Annotated in this window: 16 protein-coding genes; all 16 read right to left on the bottom strand. The window is 71.4% G+C overall.

Annotation, left to right across the window (positions count from 1 at the left end; translation table 11 throughout):
- Position 1 precedes the first annotated feature (1 nt).
- Genes ACFC1I_RS00610 through ACFC1I_RS00535 form a run of 16 tightly spaced genes read right to left on the bottom strand, consistent with a single transcriptional unit; the run spans position 2 to position 17,060 of the window.
- Positions 2-631 (bottom strand): PaaI family thioesterase, encoded by a 630-nt coding sequence (locus ACFC1I_RS00610; protein ID WP_376005788.1) that lies wholly within the window; start codon positions 629-631, stop codon positions 2-4.
- On the bottom strand, positions 628-1,563 hold the full coding sequence (locus tag ACFC1I_RS00605) for an SDR family NAD(P)-dependent oxidoreductase (RefSeq protein WP_376005787.1): 936 nt from the start codon (positions 1,561-1,563) through the stop codon (positions 628-630). The genes ACFC1I_RS00610 and ACFC1I_RS00605 overlap by 4 nt, the downstream gene beginning before the upstream one ends.
- Positions 1,556-2,722: a CaiB/BaiF CoA transferase family protein gene (locus ACFC1I_RS00600; RefSeq protein ID WP_376005786.1), complete on the bottom strand. Its 1,167-nt coding sequence runs from the start codon at positions 2,720-2,722 to the stop codon at positions 1,556-1,558. The genes ACFC1I_RS00605 and ACFC1I_RS00600 overlap by 8 nt, the downstream gene beginning before the upstream one ends.
- Positions 2,719-3,627, bottom strand: coding sequence for an SMP-30/gluconolactonase/LRE family protein (locus tag ACFC1I_RS00595; RefSeq protein WP_376005784.1), 909 nt, complete (start codon positions 3,625-3,627; stop codon positions 2,719-2,721). Before ACFC1I_RS00595 ends, ACFC1I_RS00600 begins: the two co-directional genes overlap by 4 nt.
- A gap of 55 nt (positions 3,628-3,682) precedes the next feature.
- Positions 3,683-5,995, bottom strand: a complete 2,313-nt coding sequence (locus tag ACFC1I_RS00590; RefSeq protein WP_376005783.1) for a CoA transferase — start codon at positions 5,993-5,995, stop codon at positions 3,683-3,685.
- Positions 5,992-7,062 (bottom strand): acyl-CoA dehydrogenase family protein, encoded by a 1,071-nt coding sequence (locus ACFC1I_RS00585; RefSeq protein ID WP_376005782.1) that lies wholly within the window; start codon positions 7,060-7,062, stop codon positions 5,992-5,994. The genes ACFC1I_RS00590 and ACFC1I_RS00585 overlap by 4 nt, the downstream gene beginning before the upstream one ends.
- Positions 7,063-7,075: 13 nt before the next feature.
- Entirely contained in the window at positions 7,076-8,263 is a 1,188-nt protein-coding gene (locus tag ACFC1I_RS00580) for an acyl-CoA dehydrogenase family protein (protein WP_376005780.1), read from the bottom strand.
- Between the two features lie 3 nt (positions 8,264-8,266).
- Positions 8,267-9,124, bottom strand: a complete 858-nt coding sequence (locus ACFC1I_RS00575) for an enoyl-CoA hydratase/isomerase family protein (RefSeq protein ID WP_376005779.1) — start codon at positions 9,122-9,124, stop codon at positions 8,267-8,269.
- A 45-nt stretch (positions 9,125-9,169) separates the two neighbouring features.
- The gene (locus ACFC1I_RS00570) at positions 9,170-9,976 is read right to left on the bottom strand and encodes a hypothetical protein (RefSeq protein WP_376005777.1); all 807 of its coding nucleotides are present in this window, start codon (positions 9,974-9,976) and stop codon (positions 9,170-9,172) included.
- Between the two features lie 3 nt (positions 9,977-9,979).
- Positions 9,980-11,101: an LLM class flavin-dependent oxidoreductase gene (locus ACFC1I_RS00565; RefSeq protein WP_376005775.1), complete on the bottom strand. Its 1,122-nt coding sequence runs from the start codon at positions 11,099-11,101 to the stop codon at positions 9,980-9,982.
- Positions 11,102-11,141: 40 nt separating this feature from the next.
- Positions 11,142-12,077 carry an amidohydrolase family protein gene (locus ACFC1I_RS00560; protein ID WP_376005773.1) on the bottom strand — a complete coding sequence of 312 codons (936 nt, stop codon included), beginning with the start codon at positions 12,075-12,077 and terminating at the stop codon, positions 11,142-11,144.
- Positions 12,078-12,089: 12 nt separating this feature from the next.
- Positions 12,090-12,941 (bottom strand): enoyl-CoA hydratase/isomerase family protein, encoded by an 852-nt coding sequence (locus tag ACFC1I_RS00555; RefSeq protein WP_376005771.1) that lies wholly within the window; start codon positions 12,939-12,941, stop codon positions 12,090-12,092.
- A 31-nt stretch (positions 12,942-12,972) separates the two neighbouring features.
- Positions 12,973-13,959, bottom strand: a complete 987-nt coding sequence (locus ACFC1I_RS00550; protein WP_376005769.1) for an ABC transporter ATP-binding protein — start codon at positions 13,957-13,959, stop codon at positions 12,973-12,975.
- Entirely contained in the window at positions 13,956-15,101 is a 1,146-nt protein-coding gene (locus ACFC1I_RS00545; RefSeq protein ID WP_376005768.1) for an ABC transporter ATP-binding protein, read from the bottom strand. The genes ACFC1I_RS00550 and ACFC1I_RS00545 overlap by 4 nt, the downstream gene beginning before the upstream one ends.
- A complete protein-coding gene (locus ACFC1I_RS00540) occupies positions 15,098-16,006 on the bottom strand; it encodes an ABC transporter permease (protein ID WP_376005766.1) in 909 nt (302 codons plus the stop codon). Before ACFC1I_RS00540 ends, ACFC1I_RS00545 begins: the two co-directional genes overlap by 4 nt.
- On the bottom strand, positions 15,999-17,060 hold the full coding sequence (locus tag ACFC1I_RS00535; RefSeq protein ID WP_376005764.1) for an ABC transporter permease: 1,062 nt from the start codon (positions 17,058-17,060) through the stop codon (positions 15,999-16,001). The genes ACFC1I_RS00540 and ACFC1I_RS00535 overlap by 8 nt, the downstream gene beginning before the upstream one ends.
- Positions 17,061-17,071 lie beyond the last annotated feature (11 nt).

Below are 17,071 nucleotides of genomic sequence, written 5' to 3'. Positions count from 1 at the left end.
GTCACTTCGCCATCGTCAGGAAGAGACCCGAACCCCGGGCGGCGACCTCGCCGTCGACCGAGATCGTCGCGCGCACGTGCGACTTGCGGCCGTCGATGCGCTCGACGTTGGCGCGGAGGTCGAGCGGCGCGCCGAGCGGTGCGGCCGCGAGGTAGTCGATCTCGAGCCGGGCGGTGAACGACGGCCGGCCCAGGTGGAACAGCAGCGCTCCCATCGCGTGGTCGAGCAGCGTCGCGACCGTGCCGCCGTGCACGCGTCCGGGAGGACCCGTGAACGCCGGCCCGAGCGCCACGCGACCGACGTGCTCCTCGCCGTCCATCACCATGTCGACGGGCGGTGCGATCGGGTTGAAGCTCGACCACGCGCGTCCGGCGCTGTTCGACCTGTCGCCGCCGGTGAGGCGGATCAGCAACTGCTTCTGCTCGGGGTCGAGCGCGTACGACCACGGGAGCACCTCGTCGACCGTGTGCTCCTCGAGCTCCGCGACGATCGCCTCGATCTGCGCGGCCGCAGCAGCCGTGTGAGCGCCCGGCCGCGAGCGCACGGCGGTGTCGGCCAGGTGACGAAGCGCCGCCGTGAGCCGCAGCGCGTCGTCGACGTGCCCCGCGTCCAGCACCCGCTCGGCCGTCATCGCGACGCCCCTTCCGTCAGCACGCGCCCCGCCCCGGTCGGCACGCGCGCCCCGGTCTCGTGCAGCTTCGCGCCGTCGAGGTCGAGGATGGCGTCGATCCGGTCGCGGACGCCTTCGGGAGTGAGATGCGGATCGCGGATGCCGGGCGTGCGCACCGTCACCAGCCGCGAGACTCCCCCGCCCGATGCCGACAGCACCTCGCCCGTGAACGCGCAGTCGCGCGAGGCGAGGAACGCGGCGACCGGGGCGACGAGCTCGGCCGGCATGGTCTGCTTCATGGTCTCGGCGAAGCCCGACGGCAGCGCGTCGCCGGTGGCGTCGATCATGCGGGTGCCGGCGCCGGGGGCGATCGCGTTGACGAGGATGCCGCGGGCCGCGCCCGCGACGGCCAGATTGTGGGTGAGCGCCAGCACGGCGCCCTTCGCGCTGCCGTACGGCACCATGCCCGGCACGCCCCAGAGCGCCGACGACACGGTGTTCACGATGCGCGGGGCGGTGCTGCGCGCGAGGTGCGGCCACGCCGCGCGCGCGAGCTCGAGCGAGCCGAACAGGTGGACGTCGAGGAACCGTTGCACGGTCGCGCGGTCGATCTCGGGGAAGTCGTGCACCGCGAAGTTGCCGGCGTTGCAGACGAGCGCATCGATGCCGCCGAACGCGCTCACCGTCTCGTCGACGATGCGCGCGACGCCCTCGGGGTCGGCGACCGATGCCCGCACCGCGAACGCCTCGCCGCCGGCCGCCAGGATGTCGGCGACCGTCTCGGCCGCGGGATCCTCGGCCGTCTGCGAGGAGCCGTCGACGCTGGCGCCGAGGTCGACGACGCACACGCGTGCGCCGCGCTGGGCCAGGAGCAGTGCTTCGGCACGGCCGATGCCGCGCCCCGCGCCGGTGACGATGACGGATGCCCCGGCCACCCCGATCTCGTCAGACATCCGCACGCGCCTCCTCGGCCTCGGCGGCCACTCCGGCCGCCACCAGTTCATCGATCCGGTCGCCGGTCCATCCGAGGCCCGACAGCACCGCGCGGGTGTCCGCCCCCTGCGGGCGCGCGGCGTCCGGCTCGTCCAGCGGTCCGCTCGCGTAGCGCGGAACGGGCGCCGGCTGGAGGTGGCCCTCCACGCGCGGGAGCACGCCCCGGGCCGCCAGATGCGGGTGGGTCGCAGCATCCGTCAGCGTCATCACGGGGGCGACGCAGGCGTCGACGCCGGCGAACGCCTCGACCCACTCGGCCTGCGTGCGCTCGGCGAAGACAGCCGCGAAGGTCGCCGACAGCTCGGGCCAGCGCGCCTTGTCGCGCTGTGGGGCGTCGACGGGGTCGATGCCGAGCACGGGCAGGAGTGCCGCGTAGAAGACGGGCTCGATCGCGCCGACGGTCATCCAGCGGCCGTCGGACGTCTCGTAGGCGCGGTAGAAGTGCGCGCCGCCGTCGATCGTGTTCGTGCCGCGGCCGCCCCACACGCCGCGCTCGGCGAGGCCGTAGAAGAGCGAGCCGAGGTAGGCGGCGCCGTCGACCATCGCCGCGTCGACGATCTCGCCGGTGCCGGTCGCACGGGCGCGCAGCACGGCGCACACGACGCCGAATGCCAGCATCATCCCGCCGCCGCCGTAGTCGGCCACGAGGTTGAGGGGCGGCACCGGCGCGCGGCCGGGCTCGCCGATGGCGTCGAGCAGGCCGGTGAGCCCGAGGTAGTTGATGTCGTGGCCGGCCGCGAGCGCGAGCGGGCCGTCCTGGCCCCACCCGGTCATTCGGCCGACGACGAGCGAGGGGTGCGCTGCGAGGAGGTCGACGGGGTCGAGTCCCATGCGCTCCAGCACCCCGGGGCGGAAGCCCTCGAGCAGCACGTCGGCGCTCGCGACGAGCTCGCGGAGCGCGTCGACGCCGCGCGGGTCCTTGAGGTCGAGCACGATCGTCCGGCGCGAGCGGCCGAACACGTCGGAGGCTGCGTCGGCCCGCTGCGCGGCGCCCGGGCGGTCGACGCGGATGATGTCGGCGCCGTTGTCGGCGAGCAGCGTGGCGGCCAGCGGCAGCGGGCCCTGGGCCGCGAGCTCGATCACACGGATGCCGGCCAGCGGCCCGGAGCGGCCGGTCACGGGCGGGACTCCCCCGCGCCGACGGGCACCTCGGCGGCCCAGATGGATCCCTGCGCGCCGGCGACCGAGGCGTCGAAGTCCCAGACCTCGAAGCCGCAGCACACGTAGAGCGTGCGGCGGTCCTCGCCGCCGAGGCCGCACGCCGTGGTGCGGCCGCCGCGCTCGGGGTCGACGGTCACGCGTGCGGTGATCTCGCCGCCCTCGACGATGCGGATCGCCGCGCCGCCCCCGGGCTGCGCCGCCCACACCGCGCCGTCGGCGTCGAAGCAGACGCCGTCGGGCAGCAGGTCGAGCTCGGCGAACACCCGCGGCGCCGAGAGGATGCCGTCGGCCGCGCGATCGAAGGCGATGAGCCGTTTCTCGGGCGCCTCGGCGGTGACGACCGTGCGGCCGTCAGCGCTGATCGTGATGCCGTTGGGCGCGGTGTACAGGCCCGCTTCGCGGAGTTCCCGCACCGAGCCGTCGGTGTCGACGAGGAGGATGGCGGTCTGCACCGGCTCCTCCTTCTTCCAGAGGTCGTACCCCAGCTGCGTGACGTAGGCGCGGCCCTCGGCGTCGACCACCATGTCGTTGACGGGACCCGGCGCGAACGGCCGGAGGTCGGCATAGACCTCGGTGCTCTCGCCGTCCCACACGAGCACGACCCGCTCGAACATCGAATTCGCGATCAGGCGGCCGTCCGGGAGGAACCCGATGCCGACGGTCACCACACGGGCGCCGTCCAGGCCCACACGCTCGGAGAAGTCGGCGAACACCGACCACGAGCCATCCGTCTCGACGCGGATGACCCGCGCGGCGTACATGTCGGAGAAGTAGAACGCACCGTCGTGCCAGCGCGGGCACTCGGTCCAGCTGAAGCCGGTCGCGATCTGCTCCGCCGCGTAGTCCTGCACCACTTCGTGCATCTCGCTCCTGCCTTCCTGCGGGTCGGTCTTCGTTCTTCCGGTCACACCGGGGCTGTCATCTGCGCGCGGGCTCGGTGCCGATCACGCCGGCCGCGAACAGCCCGGCGATGGCGTCGTCGTCGAGTCCGAGCACCTCGGTCAGCACGAGCGCGTTGTGCTGCCCGAGCCCCGGCGGGGGCGTGCGCGACCAGCGGTCGATGCCGTCGACACGGAAGGGCAGCGTCGGGATCGGCAGCGTGCCGGCCACGTCGTGCGCGACCGCTTCGTAGTAGCGGGTCGCCTGCACCTGCGGGTCGTCGTGGGTGAACCGCGCGTCGACCGCGAACGCGACAGGGATGCCGAGTGCGCGCAACGCGTCGCGCAGCGCCGGGGCGTCCTGGGTCGCCGTCCAGGCGGCCAGCAGGCCGTCGAGCTCCTCACGGTGCGCGCGGCGCCCGTCGAAGGTCGCGAAGCGGGGATCTGCGGCCCACGGCGCGTCGCCGGCGAGCGCGACGAGGCCGTTCCACTGCGCGTCGCCCTGGACCGAGAACGCGATGCCCTGCGGAGCGCCGTCGGCCGGGTACACGCCTTGCGGCACGGCCGACGCCGAGTGGTTGCCGTCGCGGCCGAGCAGCTCGCCGGTGCGGCTGTACACGATGGCCTGCTCCGACGCGAGCACGACGGCCCCCTCGGCGAGCGCGGCCTCGACCAGCAGACCCTCGCCCCCCGCGCGCGCCGCGTGCAGCGCGGCCAGCGTCGCGAAGGCGGCGTTGAAGCCGCCCATCGGGTCGCCCGGGCCGTTCGGGTTGAGCGGCGGCCGGTCGGCGTAGCCGGTGCGGGCGCACAGGCCCGAGAACTGCTCGACGGTCTGCGCGTACGCGACCTGGTCGCGCCGCGGGCCGGTGAGGCCGTACGCGGGCATGCGCACCATGACGAGGCGCGGGTTGAGCTCGTGCACGGCGGTCCAGTCGAGCCCGGCGCTCTCGAGCACGCGCGGCGCGTAGTTCTCGATGAGCACGTCGCTCGAGCGGATGAGGTCGTCGACGAGCGCCTTGCCTTCGGGCTGCGTGAGGTCGAGCGTGATTCCGCGCTTGTTGTGGTTGTTCGCCAGGTAGTAGTGGCTCACCTCCCACCACCGCTCGGGCCGCTGCGGCATGCGCAGCGCGCCCATCATGGAGCGGGCGCCGTCCATACGGCGGGTGGACTCGACCTTCACGACCTCGGCGCCGTACGCGCCGAGCACCTCGCTCGCGAGCGCACCCGCCCACCACGAGCCGAAGTCCGCGACGCGCACGCCGTCGAGAGCGGGGTCGAACCGCGCGGGCCGGGCGTCGAGCCCGAGATCCGCGGCGGCGACGGCCGCGGCCGCGGTGCGGTTGCGGCCCGGGCGTCCGCCGGCGAACCGGTACGGCGCCACGGGGTGGACGCCCACGCCGTCGGGCGCCGGCTGGAAGAACTCGCGCGCGACGATCTGCGGGTCCTCGAGGATCGAGCGGCCGTCGTTGACGGGTGCGACGGGCACGCGGAACAGCGTCGCCGTCTCGAGGATCTCCTGCACGGTGTGCGCGCTCGTCCACGCGCGCACCATGTCGTTCCACTCGTCGCCGCTGTCGTAGCGGCCCGCGGCCGAGCGGAACCGCTCGTCAGCGAGCAGCTCGGGCCGGTCGATCATCACGAGGAAGTCCTCGAGGTTCTGCGCCGACCCCAGGTTGAAGCCCACCCAGCCGTCGCTCGCCGGCTCGACCGACGGCAGCAGCCGCCGCCGGGCGCGGGGCGTGTCGGGGGTGTCCTCCGACAGCGACGAGCCGAGGTCGATGAAGTTGTTCGTGGCGCAGATGCCGACCGCGAGCATCGAGCAGTCGGTGACGCTGGCGCGCCCGAGGGTGAGCGCGGCGAGGCTCGCGGTGGCGGCGACGGCGCCGGTGAGCCACAGGGTCTCGGCGCTGCCGCTCTGCACCGCGTGCCGGTCCTCGTCGCCGCGGAGGTGCAGCGACCCGGACTCGGCCTGCAGCGTGAACTCCGTCCACGGCTCGTGCGCACGCGGCCCGGTCATGCCGCGCGGCGTGATCAGCACGAGCGCGCGATCGGCGCCGATGCGGGCGATCTCGTCGCCCGTCGGCGGCACCGCGCACTCCCACACGACGATGTCGGCGCACGCGGCGAGCCCGGCGAACACCTCGAACGAGGGATCGTCGACGACGCGCTTGCCGGCGTCGAGATAGCCCCGCAGGTCGTCGCGCACGTCTTCGGCCCACCACGCGGGCGCATCGGGCCGCACCACGACGACGTCGGCGCCGGCGTCGGCCAGCTGCCGGCCTGCGAACGCGCCGGCGATGCCGCGCGAGCGCTCGACGACGACGAGGCCGGCGAGAGGGACGGGTGCGCTCATTCGGACGACTCCGGCCAGTCCACGAACCGCTCGCGGAAGTCGCCGGTGCGCGCCGCGGTCAGCACGGCGCCGCCGAGCTCGCGCAGCAGGTCGCGCGATGCGCCGAAGCGCAGCTTCTGCGCCTTCGTGCGGCGGTAGAAGTGGTGGAGCGGGTACTCCTTGATGAACCCGACGCCGCCGTGGAGCTGCACCGCGTTCTTCGACGCGCGCTCCCCCGTCTCGGACGCCTGCCACGCCGCCATGAGCGACGTGCGGATGACGTCGTGGCCGTGCGCGGCGCGCCACAGGCCCGACCACACCAGCAGCGAGGTCGCCTCGATGTCCATGCGCATGTCGGCCGCGCGGTGCTGAACAGCCTGGAACGCGCCGATGGGCCGGCCGAACTGGTTGCGGGTCTTCGCGTTCTGCACGGTCAGATCGAGCGACCGGCGCGACGCGCCGAGGATGTCGGCCGCGCGCAGCAGCCGGTCGACGGCCCGCCACTCCTGCCAAGCCTCGTCGCTCAGGCGCCCGATCTCGTCGCCGGCGGCGTCGCCGAGCAGCACCTCGTCGGTGCGCTCCGCGTCGAAGACCTCCACCGCTTCGATGGAGACGGATGCTGCATCCACCGCCCGCACGACGACCTCGTCGCCGTCCCGCGTGGCGACGAGGAGCACGCTCGCGACGCCGGCCCACTCGACCAGCCGGGGGCGCGCGCTGCCGCGCGTCGCGTCGACCACGACGGCGATCGTGCCCTCCTCGGAGATCTGCGCGAGCAGCGGCGCATCTCCGCCGCTTGCCCGGGCGACGAGGTTCGCCGCCGACATGACGGCGCGCAGCGGTGTCGGCACACCGAAGTAGCCGAGCCGCTCCACCACGAGCCCGAGCTCGACGAGGGTCGATTCCTCGTCGGTCTCGAAGCCGAGGAAGGTCCATCCCAGCTCGGCGAACAGGCCGTACAGGCGCTCGTCGTAGCCGCACGGCAGCGCCAGGGTGGCATCGATCGTGTCGATGTCGGCGTGCTTCTCGAGTGCGGCGTTCGCCGCGGCGACCAACTCCTGCTGGATCTCCGACAGACGCGTGTCCACGCGACTCCTTCCGTCAGCGGTTGCGCGGCAGCCCGAGGGCGCGCTGCGCGATGATGTCGCGCTGCACCTCGTTGGTGCCTGCGGCGAACTTGCGGACCGGGGACTCCCGGTAGTCGAGCTCCGGGAGGCCGTGCACCGGCGCCCCGGCCGAGCCGACCGAGCGGAGGCCCTCGGGACCGATGAGGTCGAGCGCCACGCTCGGCAGCTCTTGGAACGTCTCCGAGCTCCACACCTTGGCCATCGAGGCCTCCGACGCCAGCGGCTCCTGGCGGGCGATGAGCGACGCCACCTGGGCCGACATCAGCCGGACGATCTCGACGCGCGCGGCGAGCATGCCGAGCTCGACCCGGACGAGGTCGTCGTCCGCGGGACGCTGACCGTCAGCATCCGGCTCCTCCGCCCATTCGATGATCTCGTCGAGCTCCCGCACCTGCAGGTTGGCGTTGAGGTTGCGCTCGAGGTCGAGCGACAGCGAGATGACGGCCCAGCCGCCGTTCTCGTCGCCGACGCGGTTCGCGACCGGCACCCGCACGTTGTCGAAGAAGACCTCGTTGGTGCGGTAGTCGGCCTGCGTGATCATGGGGCGGATCGTGATACCCGGGGTGTCGATCGGCACGATGAGCAGGGTGATGCCGCGGTGGCGCGAGTCGGGGGCGCCGGTGCGCACGGCGAGCCAGATGTGCGTCGCGTACTGCGCGCCGGTCGTGTAGACCTTCTGGCCGTTGACGACGTACTCGTCGCCTTCGAGCACGGCGCGGGTCTGCAGCGCCGCGAGGTCGGTGCCGGCGCCCGGCTCGCTGAAGCCGAGGCAGAATTCGATGTCGCCGGCGAGGATGCCGCCGAGGTACTGGCGCTTGTGCTCGTCGGAGCCCGCGCGCATGAGCGTCGGGCCGATCATCGTGACCGACATGAGCATCTCGGGGAGCTTGCGCCACGACAGCTCCTCGATGACGAGCCACTGCGCCAGGTAGCCGAGGTCCCGGCCGCCGAACTCCTCGGGCCAGGCGATGCCCAGCCACCCGTCGCGGCCGAGGCGCTGGATGAAGCGGCGGCGCTCGGCGATGTCTTCGGGCGCCATCGCGTGGTCGGGTCGCACCAGTGGCGGCACGGCCGGGGTGAAGCCCTCGGCGTGCAGATCGTCGAGATACGCGCGGAACTCCGCGAGGACCTCGCGCTCGGCCTGTTCGATTCCGAATTCCATCGGCTATCGCCCCTCGTACGGTCGCGGGTCGCGCTTCTCGGCGAACGACGCCGCGGCCTCCGCGTGATCGGTGGAAAGCATGGTGAGGCTCTCGAGCGCGTACCCCTCGGAGGCGTACTGCGCCACGGCCGCCTTCACCCGGTTGTTGAGGGCGCGCTTGGTCCAGCGGAAGGCGAGCGGCGGAAGCTCCGCCAGCTGCGCCGCCTGCGCCAGCGCGCGGTCGAGCACCTCGTCGCGCGGGGCGGCCTCGTCGGCCAGCCCCCACTCGACGACCTCCTCGCCGCGCAGCAGACGCCCGGTGAGCACGAGCGAACGTGCCCGGCGCGCGCCGATGAGCTCGCCCAGGAGCACGGCCTGGGGAGCGACCAGCCCGCGCTTGACGTGCGGGTCGCCGACCTTCGCGTCGTCGGCCACGACGACGTAGTCGCACAGCATCGCGATGCGCAGCCCCGCGCCGACGGCGTGGCCGTTGACCGCGGCGACGACCGGCACGTCGACCTCGAGCAGCGCCGTCATGAAGTCCGTGGCCCGGTCGACGGGCAGACGCTTCACCCACGCGGGGTTGACCGAGGGGTCCATGCGCTTGGAGCGCTCCCCCATGACCTTGACGTCGCCGCCTGCCGAGAAGACCTTGCCCCGGCCGACGATCACGATGGCCCGGACGGTCGGGTCGTCGCGCACGATGCGGAAGAACTGCAGCAGCTCCGGCGTCATCGTCGTGGTCGGGTTGGGGCGATCCGGGTCGGCGCCGAGCGTGACGACGGCGATGCCGTCGTCGACGCCGACCTGGATCGCCTCGAACGACGGATACTCCGGAACCGGCGAATCCTCGAACACTCGGTCCAGGGGCTCACTGGCCATGGGGGCTCCTTCGTTGGTGCGTGGTGTGCGGTCGAACAGCGCGGGTCAGCGGATGGCTGTCGTCCCGAACAGGGCCGGCTGCGAGACGTCCGACACGAACTTGATCTCGCGGAACGTCACGTCGGCCGTTCCCGCCACCGCGGAGACAGGATACGTCGGCACGACGCCCCCTCGTCCCCACGCCTCGGGCACGAACGCGTCGATGCGCGGGCGGCCGAGGTCGGCGCTGTGGAACGTCCAGTCGGCGCCGGCCTGCACGAGCTTGGGTCCGAGCGGCGTGTGCGCGATGTTCACGTTCGCGTTGAGGCCGAACGACGTGCCGTTCGTCGGGGTGGGCTCGACCATCCGCACCTTGAGGATGGTCTGGCCCTCGTCCTCGACCTCGAGCACCGTCTGGTCGGCCCAGCGGCGCAGGCTCACCCGGTCGGCGACGCGGAGGCGGAAGCCCCAGCCCTCGGCGAGCGCCTTGGCGGCTTCGGCGTTGTCGGTGCGGCCCTCGACGAGGAACACGCGCGGCCGGAACCCGGCGCGGCAGACGAGGCGCGTCTCGGCGATCGTCACCGGGCCCCATGGGGTCTCGGGCAGGTGCAGACCGCGCCACGAGACGAAGCTCGGGTTGGTCGGCGCGAGCGCCGGCGGGATCTGCTCCTCGAGAGAACCCATCGGGATCTCGGCGAAGACCTGGATGAGCTCGGCCCGCTCGAACGTGATCGGCTCGACGTCGAGGTTCGGCATCACCGGCGCGTCCGCGAGCAGCAGCTCGGGGTCGAGCTTGCCGAACTCGGCGTAGTCGGCGATGTGCTTGATCGTCTCGGAGCTGCCCGTGATCTTGGGCGCAGCGGTCTCCGACATGGCTTACACCTTCCTCAGACCCGTGGCGACCGGCGCAGCCAGCTCCTCGGGGGTCTTGAACTGGGGCATGACGTACTTCGCGAAGTTGCGCAGGCTCTCCATGACGTCCTCGTGCGAGAGGACCTCGGACGCCTGGATCACGAAGTTCATGCCGTCGACGCCGATGGACTCCCAGTGCTTGACGACCTCGATGATGCGGTCGGGCTCGCCGATCGCGAGACCCTCGGGGATGCCGGTCGCGTCGCCGGGGCCGAGCGCCTCCTGGCGGAGAGTCGGCAGGAACCCGCCGATCTGGTACAGCGGCGACGGGTACACCTCCTTCACGGGCACCGTGTGCGCGGTGTTGTGGTTGAAGGTGTCGAGCATGACGCGGCCGCGCTGCGCCGCCGTCTCGTCCAGGCCGCAGTGCATGAAGTTCACGATGTGCACCTGCTCGTTCACCGCGGGGCCGATCGGCTCGCAGTTCTGGATGCGGCGGCGGTAGTTCTTGATCTTCTCTTCCTGAGCCTTGTAGTTGCCGATGCTCAGGCCGAAGACGCCGAGGCCGCGGTCGGCGGCGTCGAACTCGGTGCCGGGGCTGGTCACCGCGACCCACAGCGGCGGGTGCGGGTCCTGCAGCGGCTGGGGCACGATGGCCCGCTCGGGCATCTTGAAGAAGCGCCCGTTCGGGTTCGAGTAGCTCGGGTCGGTCCACATCTTCGGCAGCGCCCGCACGTACTCGTCCCACGACTGCTTCGTGTCGTGCGGCTCGGCGGCGTACCCGCCCAGCTCGAGCCACGTGTTCGAGCGGCCGGTGCCGACGTCGAGGCGGCCGTTCGAGACGATGTCGAGCACGGCCGCGCGCTCGGCGATGTGCGCCGGGTGGTTCACCGGCGGCGTGCACACCACGATGCCGTGGCCCACGCGGATGCGCTTGGTGCGCACCGCCGCCGCCGTGAGGAACACCTCGGGCGCCGTCGAGAACGAGTGAGGCGGAGAGAAGTGGTGCTCGACCGCCCACATGTGGTCGAAGCCGAGCTCGTCGGCGAGGGTGATCTGGTCGAGGGCGTCGTCGTAGATCTTCTTGACGTCTTCGCGGGTCGAGCCGGGAGGTCCTCCGAGCTCGAAGAGCAGACCGAACTTCATGAGTGGCCTTCTTTCTGTCGATTCAGGATGCCGGAGACGGTCACTTGCCCGCGCGCTCGTCCTGCGCGTCGAGGATCCGCTTCATGTTGGAGTACATGAACTTCTCGATCACGTCTTCGGGGAGGTCGAGGTTGCGCGCGTCCGTGACGGCCTTCGTGAGGTTGATGAGCGGGTAGTCCGTGCCGAAGATCACCTTGTCGGCACCGGCCTGGGCGTGCCAGCGGCCGTTCATGAACTCCAGCAGCTCCTTCGGGTAGCGCTTGGGCGACCACGCCGACGTGCAGATGTAGAGGTTCTGGTGCTTGGCCGCGAGGTGCGTCATCATGCCCACCCACGGGTCGCCGATGTGGTGGCCGACGACGGTGAGCTCGGGGAACGCCAGGCAGACGTCGTCGAGGTGCAGCGGGTAGTTCGGGTGGGTCGGCCACAGCGGGCCGGGCATGCCGATGTAGGTGAACACGAACAGGTCGAGCTCGACGCACTTGGCGAACAGCGGGTAGAACCAGCGGTCGTTCGGGGCCAGGCCGTAAGGGCTGGGGAGGATGTGCACGCCGCGGATGCCGTACTTCTCCTTGTGCTCCTCGAGGATGCGCGGGTTCTCCATCACGTCCCAGAACGTGGCGGGGCCCTGCTTCGGCGGGAGGATCGTGCCCGCGTGCTCGTACTGCCCGGGGAACTGGTTCATGATGTCGACGTGCTCCAGGATGCGGCTGTCCAGCTCCTGGCGCGTCGACTGGTAGTACAGCGAAGCCTGGAAGATCGCCAGCTCGACGTTGTTGTCGACGAGCTCCTGGCGGCTCTCGGCCGCCGTCGCCGGCTTCGTGACGGGCTTGTCGCCGCCCTGGTCGAAGAAGCGCATGGCGCGGGCGCGCTGGGGATCCTGGCGCCACGACTCCTGGTCGCCGAAGGTGTCGGCGGTGGTGGCCGCCCACCCCGGGTGGTAGAAGGCGTCGATGACGGGTCCGTTGTAGGGCACGTTGTCTCCTGTTCAGTGGGTCTTGATCGTGACGTCGGTGTCAGGGTCGGTTGCGGGCGGCACCGGCGCAGCGGTCTGCTGCGCCATGAGCTCGAGCACGCGCGCGAGGTACTCGCGGTACTCGCCGGAGGCGGCGGCCGCATACTGCTGGACCCCTTCGGCGCGGACGCCGGAGGTCAGGTCGCTGAGGGCGCTGGCATCCACGAGGTTCTTCACCATGCCGAGCGCTCCCGCCGGCGAGTAGCGCAGCTCGGTGAGAAGGCTCTGCACCGCCTCGTCGAGGGCGCCCGGCTCGCACACGCGTGCGATCATGCCGCGCCGGCACGCCTCTTCCGCGCCGATCCAGCGGCCGGTGAAGAGGAGGTCGCGCGCGACGGCAGGCCCGAGCAGACGAGGCAGCAGCACGGTCGTGCCCGCGTCGGGGAGGAAGCCGATGCGGGTGAAGGTGAAGCGCATGCGCGCGTCGCTCTCGACGACGACCATGTCGCTGGCGAGGGCGACCGCAGCGCCGGCGCCGACCGCCGCACCCCGCACGCCGGCGATGACGATCTGCGGCATGGCGCGCAGCGCCAGGATCGTGCCCGACATGCGCTGCCAGTAGTCGGTGACGTAGTCGTCGGGCAGGCCGTCTCGCAGTTCCCGCAGGTCGCCGCCGCTGGAGAACACGCGGCCCGCGCCGCTCAGCACCACGAACCGGAGGTCGGTGCGCCGGGCGATCTGCGACAGCACGAACGCGAGCTCGTGGTACATCGTGCGGGAGACGGCGTTGCGGGTCTCGGGGTGGTCCAGCGTGACGTGAATCGTGTCGGCGTCGGTGCGGACACGAATCCGGTCCGTGCCGACCACGGTCATCGATTCATTCACGTGTTCATCATTTCTGATCAAACATCAAATGTCAATTCTCCGCAGCCGTGGAGACGAGCGGAAAATGGCAGGCGACCGAGTGCGTGTCGGACACCGGGGTGAGGCGGGGCTCCACCTGAGCGCAGATGTCCTGCGCGAGCGCGCAGCGCGTGCGGAAGCGGCAGCCCGAGGGCGGGTTGACCGGCGACGGCGGGTCGCCCGCGATCGCCGCGCGGGGCTCGGGCGCGAACGGGTCCGGCTCGGGAATCGACTCGAGCAGGGCAAGCGTGTACGGGTGCGCCGGAGCCGCGTAGAGCGACTCCGAGTCGCCGACCTCGACCACCTTGCCGAGGTACATCACCATCACGCGATCGGAGATGTTCTTCACCACCGCGAGGTCGTGCGCGATGAACAGGATCGACAGGTCGAACTCGGCCTGCAGGTCCTCCAGCATGTTGAGCACGGTGGCGCGCAGCGACACGTCGAGCGACGACACCGGCTCGTCGCACACGAGCACCTTCGCGCCCGCCACGAGCGCGCGGGCGATCGCGACGCGCTGGCACTGGCCGCCCGACAGCTGCGTCGGCTTGCGGTCGCCGTAGTCGTCGGGGTTGAGCCCCACCGCCCGCAGCATCTCGTCGGCCCGGGCAAGGCGCTCCGCACGGGTGCCGCGCCGCCAGATGGTCAGCGGTTCGGCGACGATCTGGCGCACGGTGCGTCGCGGGTTCAGCGACGACACCGGGTCCTGGAACACCATCTGCAGCTCCGGCCGCAGCTTCCTGACCTGCTCGGGACTGAGCTTGGTGAGGTCGGTGCCCTCGAAGGTCACCGATCCCGACTTGGGTGCGGGCAGCTGCAGCACGGCGCGCGCCATCGTCGACTTGCCGCAGCCGGACTCCCCCACGACGCCGAGGGTCTCGCCGGCCTTGAGGTCGAAGCTCACCTCCGACACCGCATACACCGTTCCCGCGCGGGTGGCGTACTCGACGACGAGATCCTCGACCGCGAGACGCACCTCGGAATTCGAATCCACGCTCATGCCGGCTCCTCGATCAGCTGGTGCGCCGCCGCCGCGGCTGCGGCGACGTTCTCCTCGTCCTTCGCCGCAGCACGCGCCTCGGTCTCGGCGCGGGCGGCCTCGTACTCCGGGGTTCCGACCGGGAACCAGCACCGGTACAGGTGCTCGGCGTCGTCGTCGCTCGCGACGAGCGGCGGCTGGGTGGTGTGGCACTTCTCCTGCGCGGCCGGACAGCGCGCCGCGAAGCGGCAGCCCACCGGTGGCGCGGCGAGGTTCGGCGGGTGCCCCGGGATCGCCTTCAGCCGCGTGTGGCTGGGCTGGTCCAGCTTCGGGAGGGCATCCAGCAGAGCGCGGGTGTACGGCATCTTCACGTCGGTGAAGAGCGAGCGGGTCGGCGCGCTCTCGACGACCTGGCCGGCGTACATCACCACGATGTGGTCGGTGCGGGTCGCGACGACGCCGAGGTCGTGGGTGACCAGCACCATCGTCATCCGCCGCTCGCGCTGCTGCCGGGCGAGGAGGTCGAGGATCTGCATCTGGACGGTGACGTCGAGGGCCGTGGTCGGCTCGTCGGCGAACAGCAGTCGCGGGTTGCCCGCGAGGGCGATCGCGATGCCGACACGCTGACGCATGCCGCCCGACATCTGGTGCGGATACACCTTCATGCGCCGCTCGGGCTCGGGGATGCCGACGCTGCGCAGCAGCTCCACCCCGCGCGCGTCAGCCTGCTTCTTCGACAGCTTCGGGTCATGGCGGCGCACGGTCTCGACGACCTGCGCGCCGATCTTCTTCACGGGGTTGAGCGACGTGAGGGGATCCTGCAGCACCATGGCGATCTCGCTCCCCCACAGGCGACGCACCTTCTTGCGCGGGAGCGCCGAGAGGTCAGTGCCGTCGAAGACGATCTCGCCGCTGCGCTCGACGCGCGATCCCGGCGAGACGAGTCCCATGATCGACCGCGCGAGCACCGACTTGCCCGAGCCCGACTCCCCCACGACGCCCAGCGTCTGGCCCAGACGGGCCGAGATACTGACGTCGTCGACGGCGGTCACGGGCGCGGCGCCCGCCGTGAACACCGTGCGGAGGTGCCGCACATCGAGGATGACGTCTCCCACCGCGGATGCGGTCGCGGTCGACGTGTCGCTGGTGAGGTCGGCGGTCATAGCGTCACTTCCGTTCGTCCCGCGGTCCGGCCGCGGAGGTAGTCGCCGATGAAGTTGAAGGACAGCACGGTGAGCAGCAGCACGAGCGAGGGGAATAGCACGATGTACGGCGCCGTGTACAGCAGCGTGCGACCGCCCGCGATCATGCTTCCCCAGCTCGCGGTGGGCGGCTGGATGCCGAACCCGAGGAAGCTGAGCGAGCCCTCGGCCACCATCACCACGGCCACGACGACGAAGGCGTAGGCCAGGATCGACGGCAGCACATTGGGGAAGACCTCGCGCACGAGGGTGCGCTGCCGGCGCGAGCCGAGCACGGTCGCCGCGGTCACGAACTCGCGCTGCGTCCACACCAGGGTGTTGGCTCGCGCGAGACGCGTGAACGTCGGGACCATGACGGCGCCGAGTCCGACGATCAGCACGGGTGCACTCGAGCCGCGGATGGCGACGAGCACCATGATGAAGATGAGCGACGGGAACGCCAGCACGATGTCGACGAGGACGCTGATGGTGCTGTCGATCCACCCGCGGTAGTAGCCGGCGAGGAGTCCGAGCGCCAGGCCGAGCGTGAGCCCGAGCGCCACCGCGACGAAGCCGACCTGCAGCGACGCCTGCGCGCCCCACACCAGGCGCGACAGCATGTCGCGGCCGAGCTGATCGGTGCCGAGCGGGTGGCCGGGCATCGGCGGCGCCGCGATGTGCTCGTAGTCGGGGGTGTTCGGGTCGGGCAGCGGCAGCAGCGGCGCGAAGATCGCGGCGAGCACGATCATCGCCGACCACGCCACGGCGATCCAGACCGAGAACGGGACCCTGCTCCCCCGCCGCACCGGCTTGACGGGGACCAGGACCTCGGAGACGGGCGCCTCTTCGGCGATCGTCTCGGTGTCGGTGATGCGGGTGTCAGCCACGTCCGGACCTCACTCTCGGGTCGAGCACCAGGTAGAGCAGATCGATCACGATGTTGACGAAGACGTAGAACACCGCGATCACCGCGACGATCGCCTGGATCATGATGAAGTCGCGCGCGTTGATCGAGTCGACGAGCAGTCGCCCGACGCCCGGAAGCGCGAAGAGCGTCTCGATCACCACGGCGCTGCCGATCAGGCGGGCCGTGTTGATGCCGGCCAGGGTCACGAGGGAGAAGGACGACGGGCGGAACACCTGGCGGAACAGGATGTTGCGCGTCGACATGCCCTTCGCCTGCGCGGCGAGCACGAAGTCCTCCTTCATCGTCGACTGCATGTCGCCGCGGAGGAGCCGCTGGTAGATCCCGGCCGGCTCGAGCGACAGCGCGAGCGCGGGAAGGATCATCGTCGACAGGTTGGGCCAGACGCCGTCGCTCAACGGGATGAAGCCGGACGCCGGCAGCAGGCCGAGCGTGACCGCGAAGATGAAGACGAGGAACAGGCCCACGACGAAGTGCGGGGCAGAGATCGCCGCGAACGACCAGGCGGTGCTGATGCGGTCGACGATCCCGTTCGGGCGGTAGACCGCCCAGACGGCGAGGATCACGGCGGTCACGAGCGCGATGACCTGCACCAGCACCATCAGCTCGACCGAGACGGGGAGGCGCTGGAGGATCGCCTCGCCGACGGGCTGGCCGGTGCGGTACGAGGTGCCGAGGTCGCCCTGAAGGGCCGCGCCCACCCAGTCCAGGTAGCGCACGATGACGGGCTCGTCGAGGCGGAGCTCGGCGCGCAGCTGCGCGATCTGGTCAGGGGTGGCGTCCTCGCCGAGGATCGCCTGCGCCGGGTCGCCGGGCAGGAAGTCGAGCATGAGCGACACGAGGAAGGTCACCGCGACCAGCACGATCAGCAGGTGGCCGATCTTCTTGGCGGTGAATCCGAGCCAGCGCGGCGGCACGTACCGGCGCTTCGCGGTGCGTGTCGAAATGGTCGCAGTGGCGGGCGGGCCGCTCCTCTTCGCGCTGGGCGGCGCGATGGAGGGAGGTTGGGCTGTCATCCGTTCGACAC

It is taken from the genome of Microbacterium sp. NPDC056044 (assembly GCF_042267145.1).
GTDB lineage: Bacteria > Actinomycetota > Actinomycetes > Actinomycetales > Microbacteriaceae > Microbacterium.
The sequence above is the reverse complement of the archived record's forward strand: the minus strand, read 5'-3'. Positions and strand labels throughout refer to the sequence as shown.

What these genes read in the sequence shown, in the direction of transcription:
- ACFC1I_RS00570 (WP_376005777.1), bottom strand. Translation starts at nt 9,976, where the DNA reads ATGTCGGAGACCGCTGCGCCCAAGATCACGGGCAGCTCCGAGACGATC.
- ACFC1I_RS00610 (WP_376005788.1), bottom strand. Translation starts at nt 631, where the DNA reads ATGACGGCCGAGCGGGTGCTGGACGCGGGGCACGTCGACGACGCGCTG.
- ACFC1I_RS00535 (WP_376005764.1), bottom strand. Translation starts at nt 17,060, where the DNA reads ATGACAGCCCAACCTCCCTCCATCGCGCCGCCCAGCGCGAAGAGGAGC.
- ACFC1I_RS00595 (WP_376005784.1), bottom strand. Translation starts at nt 3,627, where the DNA reads ATGCACGAAGTGGTGCAGGACTACGCGGCGGAGCAGATCGCGACCGGC.
- ACFC1I_RS00565 (WP_376005775.1), bottom strand. Translation starts at nt 11,101, where the DNA reads ATGAAGTTCGGTCTGCTCTTCGAGCTCGGAGGACCTCCCGGCTCGACC.
- ACFC1I_RS00575 (WP_376005779.1), bottom strand. Translation starts at nt 9,124, where the DNA reads ATGGCCAGTGAGCCCCTGGACCGAGTGTTCGAGGATTCGCCGGTTCCG.
- ACFC1I_RS00605 (WP_376005787.1), bottom strand. Translation starts at nt 1,563, where the DNA reads ATGTCTGACGAGATCGGGGTGGCCGGGGCATCCGTCATCGTCACCGGC.
- ACFC1I_RS00550 (WP_376005769.1), bottom strand. Translation starts at nt 13,959, where the DNA reads ATGAGCGTGGATTCGAATTCCGAGGTGCGTCTCGCGGTCGAGGATCTC.
- ACFC1I_RS00545 (WP_376005768.1), bottom strand. Translation starts at nt 15,101, where the DNA reads ATGACCGCCGACCTCACCAGCGACACGTCGACCGCGACCGCATCCGCG.
- ACFC1I_RS00590 (WP_376005783.1), bottom strand. Translation starts at nt 5,995, where the DNA reads ATGAGCGCACCCGTCCCTCTCGCCGGCCTCGTCGTCGTCGAGCGCTCG.
- ACFC1I_RS00580 (WP_376005780.1), bottom strand. Translation starts at nt 8,263, where the DNA reads ATGGAATTCGGAATCGAACAGGCCGAGCGCGAGGTCCTCGCGGAGTTC.